The organism is Streptomyces uncialis, assembly GCF_001905345.1.
Taxonomy (GTDB): Bacteria; Actinomycetota; Actinomycetes; order Streptomycetales; family Streptomycetaceae; genus Streptomyces; species Streptomyces uncialis.
The window spans coordinates 306861-324965 of sequence record NZ_LFBV01000007.1; the positions used below are offsets into that span (position 1 = coordinate 306861).

Annotated in this window: 14 protein-coding genes; 4 read left to right on the forward strand and 10 right to left on the reverse strand. The window is 72.9% G+C overall.

What is annotated here, in order from left to right:
• Positions 1-59: 59 nt before the first annotated feature.
• Positions 60-482, forward strand: a complete 423-nt coding sequence (locus AB852_RS25890; protein ID WP_143201282.1) for a hypothetical protein — start codon at positions 60-62, stop codon at positions 480-482.
• A 142-nt stretch (positions 483-624) separates the two neighbouring features.
• Here the strand turns inward: AB852_RS25890 and AB852_RS25895 are convergent, their stop codons facing one another.
• From AB852_RS25895 to AB852_RS25925, 7 genes are all read right to left on the reverse strand, one after another.
• The gene (locus tag AB852_RS25895) at positions 625-2496 is read right to left on the reverse strand and encodes an ABC transporter ATP-binding protein (RefSeq protein ID WP_073792604.1); all 1872 of its coding nucleotides are present in this window, start codon (positions 2494-2496) and stop codon (positions 625-627) included.
• Positions 2489-4117 (reverse strand): ABC transporter transmembrane domain-containing protein, encoded by a 1629-nt coding sequence (locus AB852_RS25900; protein WP_073792605.1) that lies wholly within the window; start codon positions 4115-4117, stop codon positions 2489-2491. The genes AB852_RS25895 and AB852_RS25900 overlap by 8 nt, the downstream gene beginning before the upstream one ends.
• A gap of 129 nt (positions 4118-4246) precedes the next feature.
• Positions 4247-6097 carry a siderophore-interacting protein gene (locus AB852_RS25905; RefSeq protein ID WP_073792606.1) on the reverse strand — a complete coding sequence of 617 codons (1851 nt, stop codon included), beginning with the start codon at positions 6095-6097 and terminating at the stop codon, positions 4247-4249.
• A gap of 5 nt (positions 6098-6102) precedes the next feature.
• Positions 6103-7044, reverse strand: coding sequence for an ABC transporter ATP-binding protein (locus AB852_RS25910; protein WP_079184945.1), 942 nt, complete (start codon positions 7042-7044; stop codon positions 6103-6105).
• 59 nt (positions 7045-7103) lie between these two features.
• Positions 7104-8108: a FecCD family ABC transporter permease gene (locus AB852_RS25915; protein ID WP_079184946.1), complete on the reverse strand. Its 1005-nt coding sequence runs from the start codon at positions 8106-8108 to the stop codon at positions 7104-7106.
• A gap of 119 nt (positions 8109-8227) precedes the next feature.
• On the reverse strand, positions 8228-9283 hold the full coding sequence (locus AB852_RS25920; protein ID WP_107499347.1) for a FecCD family ABC transporter permease: 1056 nt from the start codon (positions 9281-9283) through the stop codon (positions 8228-8230).
• Positions 9284-9437: 154 nt separating this feature from the next.
• Positions 9438-10475: an ABC transporter substrate-binding protein gene (locus tag AB852_RS25925; RefSeq protein WP_073792607.1), complete on the reverse strand. Its 1038-nt coding sequence runs from the start codon at positions 10473-10475 to the stop codon at positions 9438-9440.
• A 166-nt stretch (positions 10476-10641) separates the two neighbouring features.
• Between AB852_RS25925 and AB852_RS25930 the strand changes: the two genes are divergently transcribed.
• The 3 genes from AB852_RS25930 to AB852_RS25940 all read left to right on the forward strand — a co-directional run bounded on the left by AB852_RS25930 (position 10642) and on the right by AB852_RS25940 (position 14000).
• Positions 10642-11415, forward strand: coding sequence for a helix-turn-helix transcriptional regulator (locus AB852_RS25930; protein ID WP_073792608.1), 774 nt, complete (start codon positions 10642-10644; stop codon positions 11413-11415).
• 285 nt (positions 11416-11700) lie between these two features.
• On the forward strand, positions 11701-11952 hold the full coding sequence (locus tag AB852_RS25935) for a hypothetical protein (protein ID WP_143201283.1): 252 nt from the start codon (positions 11701-11703) through the stop codon (positions 11950-11952).
• Between the two features lie 377 nt (positions 11953-12329).
• Positions 12330-14000 carry an ABC-F family ATP-binding cassette domain-containing protein gene (locus AB852_RS25940; RefSeq protein ID WP_073792610.1) on the forward strand — a complete coding sequence of 557 codons (1671 nt, stop codon included), beginning with the start codon at positions 12330-12332 and terminating at the stop codon, positions 13998-14000.
• 191 nt (positions 14001-14191) lie between these two features.
• Here AB852_RS25940 and AB852_RS25945 read toward each other — a convergent pair whose 3' ends face one another.
• From AB852_RS25945 to AB852_RS25955, 3 genes are all read right to left on the reverse strand, one after another.
• A complete protein-coding gene (locus AB852_RS25945) occupies positions 14192-14656 on the reverse strand; it encodes a MerR family transcriptional regulator (protein ID WP_073792611.1) in 465 nt (154 codons plus the stop codon).
• Between the two features lie 31 nt (positions 14657-14687).
• Complete coding sequence (locus tag AB852_RS25950) at positions 14688-15704, reverse strand: MDR family NADP-dependent oxidoreductase (RefSeq protein WP_073792612.1); 1017 nt, start codon at positions 15702-15704, stop codon at positions 14688-14690.
• 138 nt (positions 15705-15842) lie between these two features.
• On the reverse strand, positions 15843-17900 hold the full coding sequence (locus AB852_RS25955) for a M4 family metallopeptidase (RefSeq protein ID WP_073792613.1): 2058 nt from the start codon (positions 17898-17900) through the stop codon (positions 15843-15845).
• Positions 17901-18105: the final 205 nt, after the last annotated feature.

Genomic DNA, 18105 nt, shown 5'->3' on the forward strand with positions numbered 1-18105 from the left:
TTGGGGGTTTTCGGGACATCGTTCCCGAACGCTCGTCGTATTCCAGGGGTGGGGGCTCCATGATCAGGAAGCACAGGTTCGTCTTGTCGGCGGCAGCGATCGTGCTCGCCGCGGTACCGGCGACGCTGGTGGTCCAGGACCGGCTCGACGCGGCGGAGCGGGATTCGCTCGAACGCGCCGCCCAGCGGATCTTCCAGCGCGACGCCGACCTCAGCACGGCGTCCTGGCGGAGTCACCCTGCGCCCGCGGGCAGGGACTGGGGCGGAGCGGCGGCCGAAGCCCGGGTCGACCAGGTGGAGAAGCGGGGCGAACGCGCCAAGGTGTGGGTCCAGCAGCTCACGACGCCGTACACGACCACCCCGACCGGTACGAAGCCGGAGGCGACCGTTCCCTATGTGTCGTCCCATCTCTTCGTCTTCGAACGGACCGGCGAAGACTGGCGGTTGGCCGAGGACCTCACCCGCTCCGACCAGCCGGAGTAGTGGAACGGTGAGCGCACGGCCCGACGGGCCGTGCGCTTCGCCGACCCCGAGGTGCCGGGGCACCACCGGGTGCCCCGGGATCGCCCGCCGACCCCCGTACGACCCTGCTCCGCGGGACGGGCGCGATCCGGGTGGACGGCCGTCACCGGCCGTCCACGTCCGCCGACGGCGTGGTGGTGGGGCGTCCGGTGCTCCAGGTCCGCCACAGCCGCGCGTAGGTCCCTTCGGCGGCGACGAGTTCGTCGTGCGTACCGGTCTCGACCACCCGTCCGGCGTCGAGCACGAGTATCCGATCGGCCGTCGCGGTCTGGGAGAGCCGATGGGCGATCACCAACGCCGCCCGTCCCCGGACAGCGGCTGCCGCGGCCCGTTCCAGCAGACCGGCGTCCGCGGTGGCCTCGTCCAGGATGACCAGTTCCGCCTCGGCGAGCACCAGCCGTGCCAGCGCGGTGTGTTGCGCCTGCGCGGCGGTCAGCGGATGCCCGCCATGACCGACCGGGGTGTCCAGGCCCTCGGGCAGGGTGGACACCAGGGCCGTGGCGCCGACCACGGCGAGGGCGCGCAGTATCCGCTCGTCGTCGCTGCCGGGGGCCGTGAGCGTGAGATTGTCGCGGAGCGTCCCGGCGAAGACATGGGTCTCCTGGGTCACGGTCATGATCCCGGTCCTCGGGACGCCCCGGACGACGCTCCCCGCGAGGGGTTCATGGACACCGGCGACGAGCGACGCGAGCGTGGACTTGCCGGACCCCGTCGCCCCGACCACGGCGACCACCTCACCGCGGGCGATCCGCAGACCGACGCCGGACAGCACCGGGCTGTCCCGCCGGTAGGCGAAACGCACATCGACGGTCTCCACCGCGGCGACCGCATCACGGCAAGCGGCCTCCACCGCGGCCACACCGACGCCGCGTGGGGCCTCGCCGGGCCGGGCGGTGTCCGTCCCTCGCCCCTCTTCCCTGTCGGCCGGTGGCGTCGGCTCCTCCCCGGCCCGGGGGCCGGGCCGCCGGGTCACGCCGATGAGTCGTCCGAGCGCGGCGAGGCACGACTGGGCGTCGTCCATGACGAACAGCAGCGCGGCGACCGGGGCGACCGCGCGCAGGAACAGCAGCGCGGCGGCGGTCACCTCACCGGGTGTGGCCTCGCCGGTGAGGGCGAGCCGCACACCGATGGCGAGGACGGCGGCCAGCCCGACCGCCTCGGTGATGTTCAGCCGCCCGAACAGCCGGTTCTGGACGATCCGGGTCCGCATGGCCCACCGCACGGTCTGCCAGGTGGCGTCGCGGACCTGCGCCGACTGGCGCTGTTCGAGGCGGTGGGCGGTGACGGTCGGCAACTCGGCGAGGGTGCCCAGGATATGCCGGCCGCGCGTGGAGCGGGCGGCCCGTTCGGCGGCGTAGACCTCCGGCGCGGTCCGCAGGTACCAGCGCACGGTGACGGCGTACAGCGGGACGGTGACGGCGAACCCGAGCACGTACCAGGGGTCGAGGGCGCCCAGTCCCGCCCCCACGAGCACGATGGTGAACGCCGAGGCGCACAGCCGTGGCAGCACCTCCGGCAGCGTGCCCGAGACCTCGGCGATGTCGTCACCGGCCCGGGTCACCACGTCCCCGGCACCCGCGGCCTCCACCACGGAGCGGGGGAGACCCAGCGCGGCGGCGACAAAGGCTTCACGCAGTTCCGCGATCACCGTCTCCGCGAGCCGCGCCAGCGCCCCGGCGGCGACCCAGGTCAGCGCCCCCGCCGCGACCGCCGCTCCGGCCAGCAGGGCGACCTGCCACCAGAACGACCCCGGCACGCCCGCCCCGTCCGCGGCGATCACGGCGTCCAGCAACCGGCCCACGACCAGCGGGAAGACGAGGGAGGTGGCCGCCTCGGCCAGGAACAGGACGAGGATGCCCGCGAGAGCGAGGCGGCGGCCCCGCAGCATCTCCCACAGCTCCGCGGCGACCTGTCCGCCCGGGGCGACCGGCAGCGACCGGCCGTCGAACCGCGGCACCGCCACCGTCTCAGGCATCGGCTCTCGTCCCCTCATCGGTCATGACCACCGGGTCGGCGACGGCGCGGAAGGCCGGGGCCGCGGTCAGCACGAGCGTGGTCCGCCCGGCCCGGTGCTCCCGCAGCCGGGTCGCGACGCGGTGCTCGGTGACGGCGTCCACCGAGGTGGTCGGTTCGATCAGCACCAGTACCTCGGGATCGGCGGCGACCGACCGGGCCAGGGCGATCCGCTGGCGCTGCCCGCCGGACAGCTCCCGCCCGCCGTCCCCGAGCACGGTGTCGTACCCGTCGGGCAGTTCGGCGGCGTCGAACCCCGCGACCGCCAGCGCGGTCCGGGCCGTACCGGCCGCAGCCGGGGCGGCGCCGGTCGCGCGGACGTTGTCCAGCACCGTCCCGGCCAGTACCCCCGGGGCGCGTGGGGCGACGAGCAACCGCTCCCGGAGCAGCGCCGGGCGGTACTCGTGCACCGCCCGGCCCGCGAAGGTGACCCGCCCCGACGACGGCACCGCCCGAAGGGTGAGGAAGCCGGACAGCGCCGCCTGGGCGGACTGCGGCAGCTCCAGCACGACGAACCCGCCGCTGGGGACGACGGCGTCGAGCGTCACCCCGTCCGCCAGGCCCAGCCGTTCGAACCCGAGAGCCCGACCCGCGTAGTGGCCGGCGGGCACCGCCGTGCCCGCGGCGGCGGGATGGGGCGGGGTGGCCGTCAGGTCGAGGACGCGTGCGGCGGAGGCCTGCGAGACCGCCCAGAACGAGCCCAGCGCACCCACCAGACTGTCGAGCGGACCGATCAGGGTGACCGCGACCCCGGCGACGGTGACCAGTTGGCCAGGACTGATCCGGCCCTCGAAGGCCGGTACCGCGGCGGCGATCACGACCACGGCGGCGAACGCGTGCGCGGTCGCCGCGCTCACCGCGTCGAACCCGGCCCGCGCGGCACGCGCCGCCAACGTCGCCCGCAACGCCGCACGGCTCACGCCCCGGTAGCGGGCGGCGGCGGTGTCCTGGGCGTGCAGGCCCCGGATCACCCGGTACCCCGCCACCAGATCGGCGGCAGCCGCCGCGGCGTCGGCCAGGCCCGCCTGCTCGGCCCCGCTCCGCCGCCGCAGCGTACGGGCGGCGGCGTGCATGAGCAGCAGCACCACCGGCAGCGCCACGGTCACCCCGACGCCGAGGGCCGGGTGCACCCAGAACAGGACTCCGGCCGCGACGACCAGCCCGACGGCCTCACCGGGCGGATAGACGGTCACATAGAGGACCAGACAGGTGCGGTGCACATCTGCGGTCGCCAACGACAGCAGCACACCCGGCGCCCGGACGCTCCCGGCCATGCCGCGCTCGTCGAGGACCCGGCCGAGCACGGCCTGGGACAACTCGTACTGCGCGCGCTGCACCCCGAACCAGCCCAGCCGCCCCCCGAAGCGGTAGCCGAGATGGATCGCGGCGTACAGGGCGACGAACACGGCCGACCAGCCCGTCAGCGCCGGTCCGATCCCGTCGGCCCCCGCCCCCGCCGCGGCGGGCGTGATCACCGTGTCGACGAACCGTCCGACCGCGACCGGCAGCAGCATCGAGGCGACGTTGAACACCACCAGCAGCAGCGCGCCGGGCAGTACCCACGGCCACGCGGAACGGATCACCGCCCCGCTCAACCGCGCGGGCGACCACCCGGGATCGACGCGGAGCCCCGGCCCCCGGGGCGCCGCGCCCGCTTCGAACAGGCCCCAGCGCCGTCCGCTTCCCGCACCTCGCCGCGTCGACACCCCGGCTCAGCCCCGCTGGGTGAGGGTATGCAGGGTGTAGCCCCAGCCGATGGTGGTGCGCTCCACGAGCCGCAGGCCCGCCGCGGCGAACAGCGCGTGGTGCGCGTCCTGGTCCCGTGCTCCGCCACCGTGCAGGGCGAAGTCGATCAGATCGTCCTCGTAGTCGTGCTCGTCCGCCACCTCGACGTCGAGGACGTCACCGAACACCAGCACCCGGCCGCCCGGACCGAGACCGGCCGCCGCCTGACGCAGCACATGGACCGCGTCGCTGTCGGCGAGGGTGTGCAGCACATCGGCCAGGAGCACCGCCTCGGCGGTCACGGGAAGCGGCCCGAGCGGGCCGCCCGCCTCGTGCGCCACGCGCTCGTGCGCCGGGTGGATCCGGCGCAGCGCGTCGATCTGCGAGGGAGCGGCCACGATCGTGGCGCGCAGCCCGGGGTGGGCCGCGACGAGCGCGGCGGCGAAACTGCCCGACGCCGTACCCGACACCACCACCGTCGACAGCTCCGAGAACACGGCGGCGGCGGCGACCGCCCCCGCCACGTACACGGCGTCCTCGGCCTCGCTCTCCGTGCGGGCGGCGAGCAGTACGGGGTCGTCCGCGACGCGCCGGTCGTGCTCGGCGCCGAACCACCGGGCGTGGTCGCCCCGGCCGGTGCGTACCGCCGACAGCAACGACAGGACACCCCCGAGCTCACGCTGGGCGTGCACCCCGTCGAGGTGGAGCGCGTCGGCCAGATACTCGTTCTCCAGCTCCCGGCCGAGATCGGTGAGCCGGTGACGGCCGTCGTCGAGCTGTTCGGTCATGCCGACCGAGGCGAGGAAGCGCAGCAGCCTGGTCAGGCCCACCGGGTCGGTGGCGGTCGCCGACGCGAGCTCGGCGGCGGTGCGCGGCCGGCCGTCGAACGCCGCCGCGAGACCGATGGTCGCCGCGACCCGGACGGCGAAGGCCGGGACGATCTCCGTCAGTCCGTGGAACCGTTCCGCCCCGTCCTCGCCCGCCCCGGAGCCGGGCGGCGCGGTGTCGTCACCGGGGACCACGGCCTGCCGTCGGCGCCAGTACCCGGTGACCTCGACCTGCTCCTTGGCCAGCTCCTTCTCGTTCCTCAGCCACCGCCGGATCGGGGTGAGGCCGAGGGTTTCCCCGGCGACCCACGCGAACACCGTCCCCTCCCACCACGGAGCGTTCCGCACGGCGTCGAACAGCAGGGTGGTCGTACCCGGTTCGGCACCGTCCCGGCTCAGCCAGGTCAGCGTCACCCCGGCCGGGACCGGGAGGTCCTGCCGGTGCTCGGGCCGTTCGACCTCGACGAACACCTGGCCACGGACGCCCGCGGGCCACTCCTCCAGCCACCGGCCGATCGCGGGCAACGCGGTCTCGTCACCGGCCACCAGCGTCCAGTCCGCCCCCTCGGGCGGAGCCGACGACGACTTCGGTCCGGCGATCCGCACCCGCTCACCCGGCCGCACCCGGTACGCCCAGCTCGTCGCCGGACCGGCACCGTGCCGGACGAAGTCGACGTCCAGCTCCCCGGCCACCGGGTCCCAACGGCGCACGGTGTACGTGCGGATCAGCATATGGGGATCGTCACGGGGCCAGTTCAGCAGTCCGTCCGCCTGCGTCGGTCCGACGGCCACCGGGGCGTCGGGGTGCTTGAGGACGATCTTGAACTCGTCGTCGAACCCCTCCGAGCGGAACGCCGCCACCGGGAATCCGTTCGCCGCGGTGTGGGCGGCCAGTCCGGGACCGCCCAGGGTGACCCGGCGCATCCCCGGCGTCACATCCGTCACCCGCAGGACGTCCAGTGTGCGGGTGGTGATGGGGAAGACCTCGATGGACCTCGGACTGCGTGCCACGGTTCTCACTTCTCTCGGTGGGTGACGGCCATGAAGGCGCCGCCGGACGGAACCCGGCCCGGCGCGTCGGGTTCGGCCGGACCGCCGGGTCCGCGGACGCCGTCCGGCGGGGCGGGTGCCGTCCGGGGATCGAGCGGCACCACCATCGGGGTACCGGTGACGGGGTCGGCGACGACCAGGGAACGCAACCCGAAGACCTCCTCGACCAGCCCCGCCGTGACGACGTCACCCGGGCTGCCCGTGGTGACGACGCCTCCGTCGCGCATCACGACGAGATGATCGGCGTAGCGGGCGGCCTGGTTCAGGTCGTGGAGCACCGCCACGATCGTCCTGCCCTGGTCGTGGAAGGTACGGAACAGCTCCATCAGCTCGTACTGGTGGGCGATGTCCAGGAACGTGGTCGGCTCGTCCAGCAGCAGGATCGGCGTCTGCTGCGCCAGCAGCATCGCCACCCACACGCGCTGCCGCTGCCCACCCGACAGCTCGTCCACCGGACGCCCGGAAAGCCCGGTCAGCCGGGTCGCCCGCATCGCCGCCGCCACGGCCTCCTCGTCGCGGGGGCGCCAGTGCTGGACAAGGCCCTGGTGGGGGGCACGGCCACGGGCGACGAGGTCCGCGACCCTGATCCCGTCCGGCGCGAGGGAGACCTGCGGCAGCAGCCCCAGCCGGCGGGCGATGTCCTTGGACCGGTAGGCGCTGATCGCCTTCCCGTCCAGCAGCACCCGTCCCGCCGCGGGGGCCAGCACCCGGGCGAGGGCGCGCAGCAGGGTGGACTTGCCGCAGCCGTTCGGTCCGATGATCGCTGTGAACGACCCGTCGGGTATCTCCACCGACAGCCGCTCGGAGATGACGGTCCTGTCGTATCCGATCGTCGCCTCGTCGACGACGAGCCGTGCGGGGGCAGTCGCCCCGGCGGTGGGGCCGTCGTCTCGTTCTTCATGGGACATGAGGGCCATCCACGCGTTCTGTTCGGACTTCTCGGGCTCTGCGGGCTCTGCGGATGGGGTCATCCGGACACGCCGTACGTACGTCGGGATTCATGGATCAGCAGCCGGATCAGATACAGACCACCCAGGCATACGGTGATCAGACCGACCGGGACCGGCCGGTGGAACTCGGCGACGAGCACCGCGAGGAAGTGCGCCGCCGCCAGCAGCGCCGCCCCCGTCGCGGCCGCCGGGAGCACACCCACCCCGGGCGAGCGGGTCAGCCGCCGCGCCAGTTGCGGGGCGACCAGCGCGACGAAGCCGATCGGCCCCGCCGCCGCGGTCACCAGCGCCGTCGTCGCCACGCCCACCACCATCAACGCCGGACGTACGGCCGTGACCCTGGTGCCGTGGGCGACTGCCGCGTCGTCACCGAGCTCCAGACGGCGCAGCGACGGGGCGAGCAGGGCCGCCGCCAGCACGATCACCGCGGCGACGGCCAGCGAGGGAACCATGCTGTTCCACGACACGCGGGTCAGGGACCCGGCGCCCCAGAAGCCCACGGTCATCGCGTCGGTGAGGTCCGCGCGGGTGATCAGACAGGCGTTGACCGAGCCGAGCAGCGCGGACACCCCGATGCCCACGACGATCAGCCGGAACCCCTGCACCCCGCGCCGGTAGGCCAGCACATACACCAGGAACGCCGTGGCCAGCCCGCCCCCGATCGCCGCGCCCGCGAGCGACCAGTAGTCGCCGTTGCCGAACACCAGGAGGGACAGCACCACGGCGGTGTAGGAACCGGCGTCGAAACCGATCACATCCGGCGAGCCCAGCGGATTGCGGGTCAGCGACTGGAAGATCGCCCCACCGATGCCCAGCAGCGCACCGAACACGATCGCGGCCACCACCACCGGCAGACGCCACTCCACCACGATCATCCGGTGGAACTCCGTGCCGGAACCGGTGAGCGCGGCGACGACCTCCCCGAGCGTCAGCGCGTACTCACCGAAGCGGATCGACACCACGGCCGACGCCAGCGCCACCAGGAACAGCACCAAGGTCACCGCCGCCGTACGCACACCCATCCGCGCGGAAAACCAGGGGACGCGGACAACGCGGAGCGCGTACCCGAAGTCGACGCCGTCCGCCCCGCGCACCTCGGTGCGCCGCCCCACGCCCGGTGGGCCGTCCGGGATTCCCGAGGTCACAGTCCGCTCACCTTCCGACGCCGTACGAGCGCGATCAGCACGGGCGCGCCGATCACCGCGGTGAGCACGGCGACCTCGATCTCCCCTGGACGGGCGATCACCCTCCCGAGCGTGTCCGCCGCGAGGACCAGCACCGGACCGGCCAGCGCGCAGTGGACGGTGATCCACCGCTGGTCCGGTCCGACGAACCACCGCACCACGTGCGGCACCATCAGCCCGACGAACGCGATCCCCCCGGTCAGCGCCGTCGCGCCACCGGCCAGCAGGGTCACCGCGAGGACACCCAGGACCCGGGTGCGCAGCACCTTCGCCCCCAGCGACACCGCGAGGTCGTCGCCGAGGGCCATCGAGTTCAGCGATCCCGAGACCACCAGCGCGATCAGCAGTCCGACCACGAGGAACGGAGCGACGGCGACCGTGTCGTCCAGACTGGTACGGGCGATGGACCCGAGCCCCCAGGCGCGGACCGAACGGAAGGTCTCCGGGTCGATCAGGGTCAGGAAGGTGCTGAACCCGTTCAGCACCGCGCCCAGCGCGACCCCGGCCAGTACGAGCGTCACCGGCGGAGCCGTTCCCCGCCCAGCGGCACCGATCAGATACACCAGCACCGTCGCGGCGGCCGCCCCCACGAACGCGAACCACACGTAACCGGTGATCCCGGACAGCCCGAAGAACCCCGCCCCGAGGGTCACGGCGAAGCCCGCACCGGCGTTCACCCCGAGGATTCCGGAGTCGGCCAGCGGATTGCGCGTCAGCGCCTGGATCGACGCGCCCGCCACCCCAAGGGCCGCTCCCACCGCGACCCCGGCGACCGTACGCGGCACCCGCAGGTCCCACACGATGACCGACTCCTGGGACCCGTCGCGCTGCCAGAACCCCGTCCACACCTGTCCGGCGGACAACTCGTTGGCACCGACGGCCAGACTCGCCGACACCGTCACCACCAGCACGAACAGCGACAGCACCAGACCCGGGACGCGCCGGGCCGCGGCGCGGTCCTCGTCGGGACGGAGTACCGAGGAGCCAGGAGCGGGCTCATGAACGGTCGTCATACGCGCGCGACCACCGCACATGAAGCGCGGCCGGTACGACCGGTACGGAACGAAGGGCCGGAGCCGGAGCCGAAGACTGTGGCCAGGTCCGGGACGGGGCCGGGGTCCGGGGGAGGAGCGGCCATGGACGACCGTCCTCCCGACACGGCGTGCCTCAACGGATCGCCTTTCCACCCAGATCGGCGAGCTCGTCGATCAGCCACGGCACGCTCAGCACGCTCTGCACATTCAGTCCCCACGCGAAGTGGTTGGTGCCGGACTTCTTGTCCTGCGCGTTGACGACCGCTCGTCCGTCGGCCACCGCGGGCACGGCCTCGACCAGGGGCGCGTCCACGAAGTACCCGGGGTCGCCGGAGGTGCTGAGCAGCAGGAAGTCCGCGTCGATCAGTCCGACGAGCTCGTCGCTGATCGTGCCGTCCTTGGTGAACTTCTTGGCGGCTGCGGGCAGTACGAAGCCCAGCTGCTCGAAGAGCAGCGCGGTGTCGGAGCCGGGGGAGCTGGCGTAATAGGGACCGTACTTCTCGTCGTACACGATGACGTGCGTGGCGGTCCTGCCCTTGAACTCGGGGTGGTCGGCGCGGGTCTTCGCCACGCTCTTCTCCGCCGCTTCGACGGCGCTCCTTGCCGCGGCGGTCAGATCGAGGGTGTCGCCCAGCTTCCGCGTGAGTTCCTGCCAGGTCAGCTCGCCCGCGGGCGCGTGGAGCACGGGGGCGATGGCCTTGAGCTTGTCGAACCGTGCCTGGTCGAACGTCTCGTAGGCGGCGAGGGCGACGATGAGGTCCGGGGACGCGGCGGCGACCGCCTCGGCGGACACCTCCGTACCCGCCTCGGCGTCCCACAACTTGTCGATCTTCCCGATGTCGTCGGCGTCGAGCCAGGGATTGCGGTCGACGGTCGACGGCGCGAACACCGGTGTCCCGCCCAGCGCGACCAGCGCGTCGGTGTCCAGGGTGTTCGCGGTGACCACCGCGATCCGCTCGGGGCGCCGGTCGAGCCGGGTGTCACCGAACGGGGTCCGCAGGGTCAGCGGGTACTCGGTCACGCCCTCCCCGGCGGGAAGAGCGGCGGAGGCACCGGCCGAGGTCCCCGTGGCAGCGGGTTCACCGGTACCCGCGCCGCAGCCCGTGACCAGGATCAGCCCGGCGATGACGGCTCCGGCCAGACGTGCCGCGCGGGTTCGGGGTGTACGCAAGGCTTGCATGGGACCTCTCGGGTGGTGATGCCCCGGGCCGGACCCGTCTGATGACCTGGTCGGCAGGGCGCTATGTGCTGCCAACTATGGTTAGCCTTACCTATGTGATGGCTCCAGTGCGAAAAGTGACAACTTCGATGCGGATGATGACAATCGGAGCCGACGGATGACCCCACGCCGAAGGGACCCCGGAGCGCACGCGGCCCTCTCGTCACTCGACTTCCCGCTGCACATACCGGGCGTCGACATCCCCGAACGGGTCCACGACGACGAACACATGGCGCTCTGGCAGATCAGGGGCAGCACCCTCGTACAGTGCGGGGAGACCTCCGTCGAGATCACCGAGGGCGAGGTCGTCTGGCTGCCCGCGGGGACCAGGCACGCGCTGGAGGTCCGGGCGAACTCCGTCCTGTTCCCGCTCTCCATCTCGGTGGACGAGATCGCGACCGTGCTCACCGACATCACGGTCGTCTCGATCCGCAACGACGAGAAGATCTACTTCCTGGCCCTCCACCAGAGCCAGAGCACCATCATCCGCCCCTCCGCGAACATCCAGCGGCAGGTGCTGTCCATCCTCGAACGCCGGGCACTGGCCTCCGACGACCTCCCGCTGCCCACCAGCCCCGGAGCGGCCGCGGTGGCGGGCGCCCTGCTGTTCAACCCGGGCGACGACCGGCGCATCCGCGACTGGGCGCTCGCGGTACGGACCAGCGGGCGCAGCCTGGAGCGGGCCTTCGTCGCGGAGACCGGACTGACGTTCGGCCAGTGGCGCACCAGAAGCCGTATGCACGCCGCGGCCCGGCTGCTGCGCGCGGGCTCGTCGGTGGTCTCGGTCACCCAGCGCGTGGGATACGAGGACCCCAGCAGCTTCGCCCGCGCCTTCCGCGACTTCTACGACATGAGCCCGACGGAGTACGTGGCCCCGGACCGGCGGACCTGACCGCCGGCCCACCGGCGGCGCGGCACCGGCCCATGGCCGGTGGCCGTCGGCGTCCATCGACACATTCGGCATGGTTCGGCGAAGACACGGACAGTCGGCCTCCGCGGCCGACGCAGGAGGAGCGCACGCCACGCGGCCCGGGTACCCCCTCCGGGAGCCCCGCCGATCGGGGGGTAACAGGAATGTGCGCTACCCGTTGTCCTGGGGGAGACCTGACGGGAAGCTTCGGCCAGTCACCGGAGTGACGTCTCCGGTACTCCGGGTGAAGAAGGAGTGCGTATCGCCATGTCCCTACGCAGAATGCTCTCCACCGCAACTGTGGCCGTGTTCCTGGTGGGCACCGGGCTGCTGGCCGCTCCGGCCGCGCAGGCCGCACCGCCGGCTTCCGCGGCGGGGGCCGCCCACTGGGTCTCGTACGGTCCGCACCAGTCCTACGAGCATTGCGAGAGGATCGGTAACCACCTGGTCGCCATCTGGCTCATCACCGAGTTCAGATGTGACCCCTACCCGCCCTACCACCTGAATGTCTGGAAGTAGTGGCCCGACCTGGCCGCACCGGCGACCCACGACCGCGTCCGTCTGACGGCTGAGAGCCGAACGCGTCGCGGAGCCGGCACACATCGTGGTCGTCGTCCGAGTGACCGCGGACGACGGCACCGCCCGCCCCGTCCGCCGCCCGCAACCCCGCGGTACGCGCCCGCCGGGCCCCGACGGGCACGCCGGAAAACCGGAGGAGCGGGGAAAGCCGCGCTGCTAGCATGATTGTCATGGCACGAGGTATCTGGTCGCAGAAGGTCCGCTCCGCCCGCTGACGGCGGCGCCTTCTCCCTTTCGAATCTGCGCTCGCCGTCCCGGTTCCCGCCGGGCGGCCACTTCCCGCTGCCCGGCTCCCACTGCGAGTCGCGGAGCCTCCGTTGAACCTCACTCCCACCCCCGAAGCCATGTCCCGCTCCGTCCCGGCCGACGGCAGCGCACACCTCCGCGCCGAGGGCGTCACCGTCACCCGCGGGTCCCGGCGGGTCCTGACCGACGTCTCCGTCACCGTCTCCGCCCGGTCGCGGATCGCCGTCGTCGGCGAGAACGGCCGTGGCAAGACGACCCTGCTGCACGTCCTCGCCGGACTGCTCACGCCCGACAACGGCACCGTGCACCGGGCCGGCACGATCGGTCTGGCGCGCCAGGAACTGTCCGCACGGGACGGCGAGACCGTCGGCACCCTGACCTCCGAGGCGCTGGCCGCCTCGCTCGCGGCCCTCACCGCCCTGGACGAGGCGACCCGGGCCATGACCGAGGGCGACCCCTCGGCCGACGACCGCTACGCGTCCGCACTCGACGCCGCCACCCGGCTCGACGCGTGGGACGCCGAACGCCGCGTCGATGTCGCACTCGAAGCCCTCGGTGCCTGCGCCGACCGCGACCGCCCCCTGTCGACACTGTCGGTCGGGCAGCGCTACCGGGTCCGGCTCGCGTGCCTGCTCGGCGCGCGGCACGACATCCTGCTGCTCGACGAGCCGACCAACCATCTCGACGCGGGCGGGCTGGACTTCCTGACCCGCAGGCTGCGCGAGCACGACGGCGGGCTCGCCGTCGTCAGCCACGACCGCGCGCTGCTGCGCGACATCGCGAACCGCTTCCTCGACCTCGACCCGGCCCGCGACGGCAAGCCGCGTCTGTACGCCGGCGGCTACGACAGCTGGCAGGACGCCCGACGCCGTGAGCGTGACCGCTGGGAGCAGGACCACGAGGAGCAGCAGGCCGAGCACCGGCGGCTGAAGGACGCCGTGTCGAAGGCCCGTGACCGGCTCTCCACCGGCTGGCGGCCGGACAAGGGGACCGGCAAGCACCAGCGTCAGTCCCGGGCACCGGGCGTGGTGCAGGCCCTGAAGCGGCAGCAGGACGCCCTGGAGGCGCACCGGATCGATGTACCGGAGCCACCGGCGGCGCTCCGCTGGCCGGACCCCGGTGTCCGGCCGGGCGCTCCGCAGCTACGGGCGTTCGGCGTCGCGGTCGAGGGCCGGCTGGCCGGTCCGGTCGACCTCGTCCTCGACGGCGGCGACCGACTGCTCGTCACCGGACCCAACGGTGCCGGGAAGTCCACGCTGCTCGCGGTGCTGGCCGGTTCGCTCACGCCCACGGCCGGCCATGTCCGGACGGCGGAGGGGGCACGGGTCGTCCGGGTGACCCAGGAGACCGCAGGGCAGGAACCCGGACCGACCGCCCGCGAGGTGCACGGGCTTCATATGGGGCGGTTGGTGGCCCGCGGGACACTGCGTGACGCCGATGCCGTCCCGCTCAGGGCGATGGGTCTGCTGGACGCCGACGCGATGCGCACGCCGGTCGGGCGGATGTCGCAGGGGCAGCGCCGGCGCCTCGACCTGGCGCTGGCGCTGGCCGGGCGGCCCGGACTGATCCTGCTCGACGAGCCGACCAACCATCTGTCGTCGGCGCTGGTCGACGAACTGACCGAGGCGATCCGCGGCACGAGCGCCGCCGTGGTCGTCGCGACGCACGACCGGCAGCTCCTGCGGGACCTCGCGGACTGGCCGCGGCTGGAGTTGGACGAGCCCCTGGTACCGGGGGCCTGATCCGGCGTGACCGGTCCGTCGGGCGGGTGAAACGACCGGGCGGCACCGGGAGCACTGACCGGTAGCGCCCTGCGCCGCCTTGCGACGGGAGCACTGACCGGCACCGCCCGCACCGCCCAGCACCCGGAGGTGCCGACCGGTGCTCCCAGGCCGGGCGGGGCCCGGCGTCCTGTCCGGCCCGAGCGGGACGGTCACGTCCCGTCCGGCGCCGGGCAGTTCCCGGGACGGGACGCCGGTGCTGACGCCGGCGCCGGACCTGGTGCCGGTGCCGGTGCCGGTGCGAAGAGGTCACCGAAACGGTTGGTGAGCTGGGAGGCGAGCCCGTCCCGGATCGACGACAGCCGTGCGATGCGCTGGTCGAGCTCCCCGAGGCGGTGCTGAGCGACCTCCGCGACATCGCAGCGGTCCGGTTCACCGGCCCCGGACGGGTCCCGGAGGGGCGCACTGTCCAGGACGTGGGCGAAGCTCCGGACGTCCGAGACGGTCAGGCCCGCCTGAAGCAGTTCGCTGACGGTCCGCAGCCGTCTGATGTCCGCCGAGGTGTAGGTCCGGTGACCGGATGGCGTGCGCCCGGGGGACAGCAGGCCCTGCTCCTCGTAGTAGCGCACCGCACGCGTGGTGAGCCCCGTGGCCGCCGCCACATCGCCTATGCGCATCCCGTCTTCCCGCCCCCCCGTGTGGCCGTCGTCAGAGCTCTATCAGTACCGCACCGATATGGCGTCCGGCGAGCAGGTCGCACAGGGCCTGCGGAGCGCGGTCGATGCCGTGCACCAGCGTATGAGGCACGGTGAGGGTCCCCGCCCGCAGCCCTCGGCCGAACTCCTCGGTCCACTGCCCCAGCGCGTCCAGATGCGCGTGGCCCGCGATACCGCGCAGGGTGATCCCCCGGTTCAGGACATGAGCGGTGTCGATGACGACCGGCGCCGTGGCGCTGCCCGCCGTCTGACTGGCGAGACTGCCCACCAGCGCGATCCGCGCCCCCTGACGGGCCTGCGCGAGCGCGGCACGCAACTGGTCCCCGCCCACCAGGTCGATGACCGCGTCCAGCCCGTCCGGGGCCAGCGCACGCAACTGGTCGTCGATGGGTCCCGCCGAACGGATCACGGCCGCGTCGTAGCCGAGCCGGTCGGTCAGCCGGTCGGCCTTCTGCCGGGAGCTCGTGCTGCCGATGACCCTGGCGGCGCCGTGCAGCCGGGCGAACTGACCGGCCATCGTGCCGACACCACCCGCGGCGCCGGTGACGAGGACGGTGTCCCCGGCCCGGATCTCCGCTCCGCGCACCACCGCGAGCCATGCCACGAAGCCTTGCGAGAGATGGGCGACGGGATCGGGCAGCGCCTCCAGGTCCAGGCGCTGCGCCTCGTCCTCGCCGAGAACCGCGTACTCCCGCCATCCCGCGTTGTGCTCGACCAGGTCCCCGCGCTTCAGGGAGCCCTCCGGAGCGGAGATCACTTCGCCCACCGCGGGACCCGACAGGACGGCGCCCGGCGCGTACCCGGGCATCGGCAGTTCCCCGTTCCCCGCCATCAGGGTGCGCATCACCGCGGTGACGCCCATGAGGCGGTTGCGCACCAGTATCCGCCGCGGTCCCGCGACCGGTACGGGTGCTTCGACCAGCCTGAAGTGGTCCGTGGTGAGGGGCCCTTCGGGGCGGGCCGCCAGATGGACCTCACGGTGGGTGGCGGGAACCGGAGCGGCGTTCATGTCGGTCTCTCCTCGGCGCGGGGAAAGCAGGCCGCACCGGCCCGCTGTCGTGCGGATGCGCGGGCACAGCCGCACGACAGCGACGCTAGGAGTTGACGTGCACGTCAAGTGCAAGTCGTGTACGCGACGGCCCGAGGGTCAGAAGGTCATCCGCCAGCCGCTGATGTGGCCCACACCTCCCGGGGTGGTGTCCTGCACCCGCAACCTCCAGGTGCCGTTGGGCGCCTCCGGGGAGAGGTCCACGGTGTAGGTGGCCGCGACCGGTGCTCCGTCGTAGATGTCCTTGAGCTTGTAGACGGTGCCGTCCGGTGCCACGAGGTCCACGTACAGCATGCCGCCGTGGACGATGTCCACCTCGATACGGGCGAGCGCGGGGTCGGTGACCCCACTGACGCCGATGGACGAGAAGGCCGGTGCGCCGGAGGTCCCGCCACCCGGGGCGTCGGGGATAGGGACATCGGTGAGGTTCTCGAAGGCGGGGCCCGGCGGGCGGGGCGCGGGATTGCCCGAGCGGGTACCGACGTTGACCGCTCCCCAGGCGTCCATGACGCGGGTGTAGGTGGGCGACGAGACGCCGTAGAGGTCGGCGGCCGCGGCCAGGGTGGCGGTGCGGGCGCCGGCGTAGTCGGTGTTGGACGTCATGTAGACGGTGAGGGCGCGGTACCAGATCCGTTCGGCGGCGGCCCGGCCGATCGCCGTGACCGGGAGTCCGTCGGCGGTGGGACTGTCGTAGGCGACACCGTTGATCGTCTTGGCGCCACTGCCTTCGGCGGCGAGATAGAACCAGTGGTTGGCCGGACCGGGGGTGGGGGCCGCCCGGACGTGACCCGGGGTGACGTTGCCGTACGCCGCGCCGAGACCGGGATACCAGTAGTTGGGTGACGCGCCGTCCCTGGCGGGCCGGTCCATGTAGCGCAGCGGGGTTCCGTTGCCATGGGCGTTGACCCTCTCACCCACAAGGTAGTCGCCCACATCGGTGGTGTTCGCGGTGTGGAACTCCACCCCGGCGGCGAAGATGTCACTGGTCGCCTCGTTCAGCCCCTCCGCCTCCCGGCTGAGGTTCAGCCGGGCGGTCTCGGCGGTGAGACCGTGGGTCATCTCGTGTGCCGCGATGTCGACGCTTGTGTAGAACGTCGTCGTGCCGTGGCCGTCGCCGTAGGACACGCACTGACAGCGGTCCTGCCACAGCGCCCCGTTGAACCCGCCGCGGTTCACCCAGGACGATCCGCCGTCACCGTCGTTACGGAGGCCGTTGCGGCCGTGCACACCCTTGTAGTAGTCCCAGGTGACCTGGGCCCCATGGGCGGCGTCCGCGGCCTGGGTCTGGAGGGTGGTTCCCACACCGTCGCCCCAGACGTTGTCGGCATCGGTGAAGACCGCTCTGGGCCGCTCCGACAGATGGTTCATGTCGAACGTCTTGTGCGCTCCGTGGTCGGTGGCGATCAGACTGTAGGTGGAGCCGTTCTGGAGGGAGTCCAGCGGGACCTGACCGCTGTACTGGGTGTTGCCGGAGCCGCGCTTGACCGCGTCGTAGCGGTGGAGCTCGGTGCCGTCGGCGGCGTCGGTGATGACATGGAGTTCGCTGGGACCTCCGTCGGACAGGAATCCGTCGACCACCGTCTCCCAGGCGAGGACCGGACGTCCGTCGGCGGCCCAGACCACCGCGCGGGGAGCACCGGCGGCCTTGGCGCCCCTGCTCCCGTCCTTTCCGGCCCGTGCCAGTGCGTACGTCGTGGCGGTGGCGGGTCCGCGGGCGGGGACGGTGGTGGGCAGGGCGATCCGGGTGCCGGTGGCCCGGGTCACCCCCTTGACCGTGCCCCTGGCGGTGCGGGCCGGGTCGGTGTGGACGACGAGATCACCGCCGAGGACCGGTAATCTGCCGTAGGTGCGTTCATAGCGGGTGTGCAAGGTGCCGTCGGCGTCCTTGAGCACATTGCGCGCGACCAGTTTCTCCTTGCCGCCCAGACCGATCGCGCGGGCGGTCGCCGCCCGCGCGGCGGTGGCGTCGGCCAGCAGTCCGGCGTGCTGGGCGGGGCTGAGCTTCACCGGCAGCGCACCGGCCCGCGCGACGGGAGCGGGTACGGAGGGTGCGGCGGGCGCCGCACCCGCGGCCCCGGACGGGAGGGCGGCGGCGAGGACGGCACCGGTCGCGACCAGCGCTGCGCACACCGACGTCCGGAAGGGGGATCGTCTCACTCGGAACTCCTTCTGCGGCGGCCGTGGATGACGGCCGGAACAGGACCCGCCCGACGGGGGTACGGGGCGGGCTGAGCTGCGCGACAGAGGTGCCGCCTGGGCAGGCGGAGGCCCGTGGCGCGGATGTTCCTCCCTCGCACCCACCTGCCTGATGAGGCGTGTGGTGCGACGGCAGAAGAAGCGTGACACCGAACAGCGGCGGGGT

Bases quoted from the DNA above. Each gene is read 5' to 3' on its own strand.
- AB852_RS25915 (WP_079184946.1), bottom strand. From the start codon at position 8,108: ATGGGTGTGCGTACGGCGGCGGTGACCTTGGTGCTGTTCCTGGTGGCG.
- AB852_RS25910 (WP_079184945.1), bottom strand. From the start codon at position 7,044: ATGTCCCATGAAGAACGAGACGACGGCCCCACCGCCGGGGCGACTGCC.
- AB852_RS25930 (WP_073792608.1), top strand. From the start codon at position 10,642: ATGACCCCACGCCGAAGGGACCCCGGAGCGCACGCGGCCCTCTCGTCA.
- AB852_RS25945 (WP_073792611.1), bottom strand. From the start codon at position 14,656: ATGCGCATAGGCGATGTGGCGGCGGCCACGGGGCTCACCACGCGTGCG.
- AB852_RS25935 (WP_143201283.1), top strand. From the start codon at position 11,701: ATGTCCCTACGCAGAATGCTCTCCACCGCAACTGTGGCCGTGTTCCTG.
- AB852_RS25890 (WP_143201282.1), top strand. From the start codon at position 60: ATGATCAGGAAGCACAGGTTCGTCTTGTCGGCGGCAGCGATCGTGCTC.
- AB852_RS25950 (WP_073792612.1), bottom strand. From the start codon at position 15,704: ATGAACGCCGCTCCGGTTCCCGCCACCCACCGTGAGGTCCATCTGGCG.
- AB852_RS25895 (WP_073792604.1), bottom strand. From the start codon at position 2,496: ATGCCTGAGACGGTGGCGGTGCCGCGGTTCGACGGCCGGTCGCTGCCG.
- AB852_RS25920 (WP_107499347.1), bottom strand. From the start codon at position 9,283: ATGACGACCGTTCATGAGCCCGCTCCTGGCTCCTCGGTACTCCGTCCC.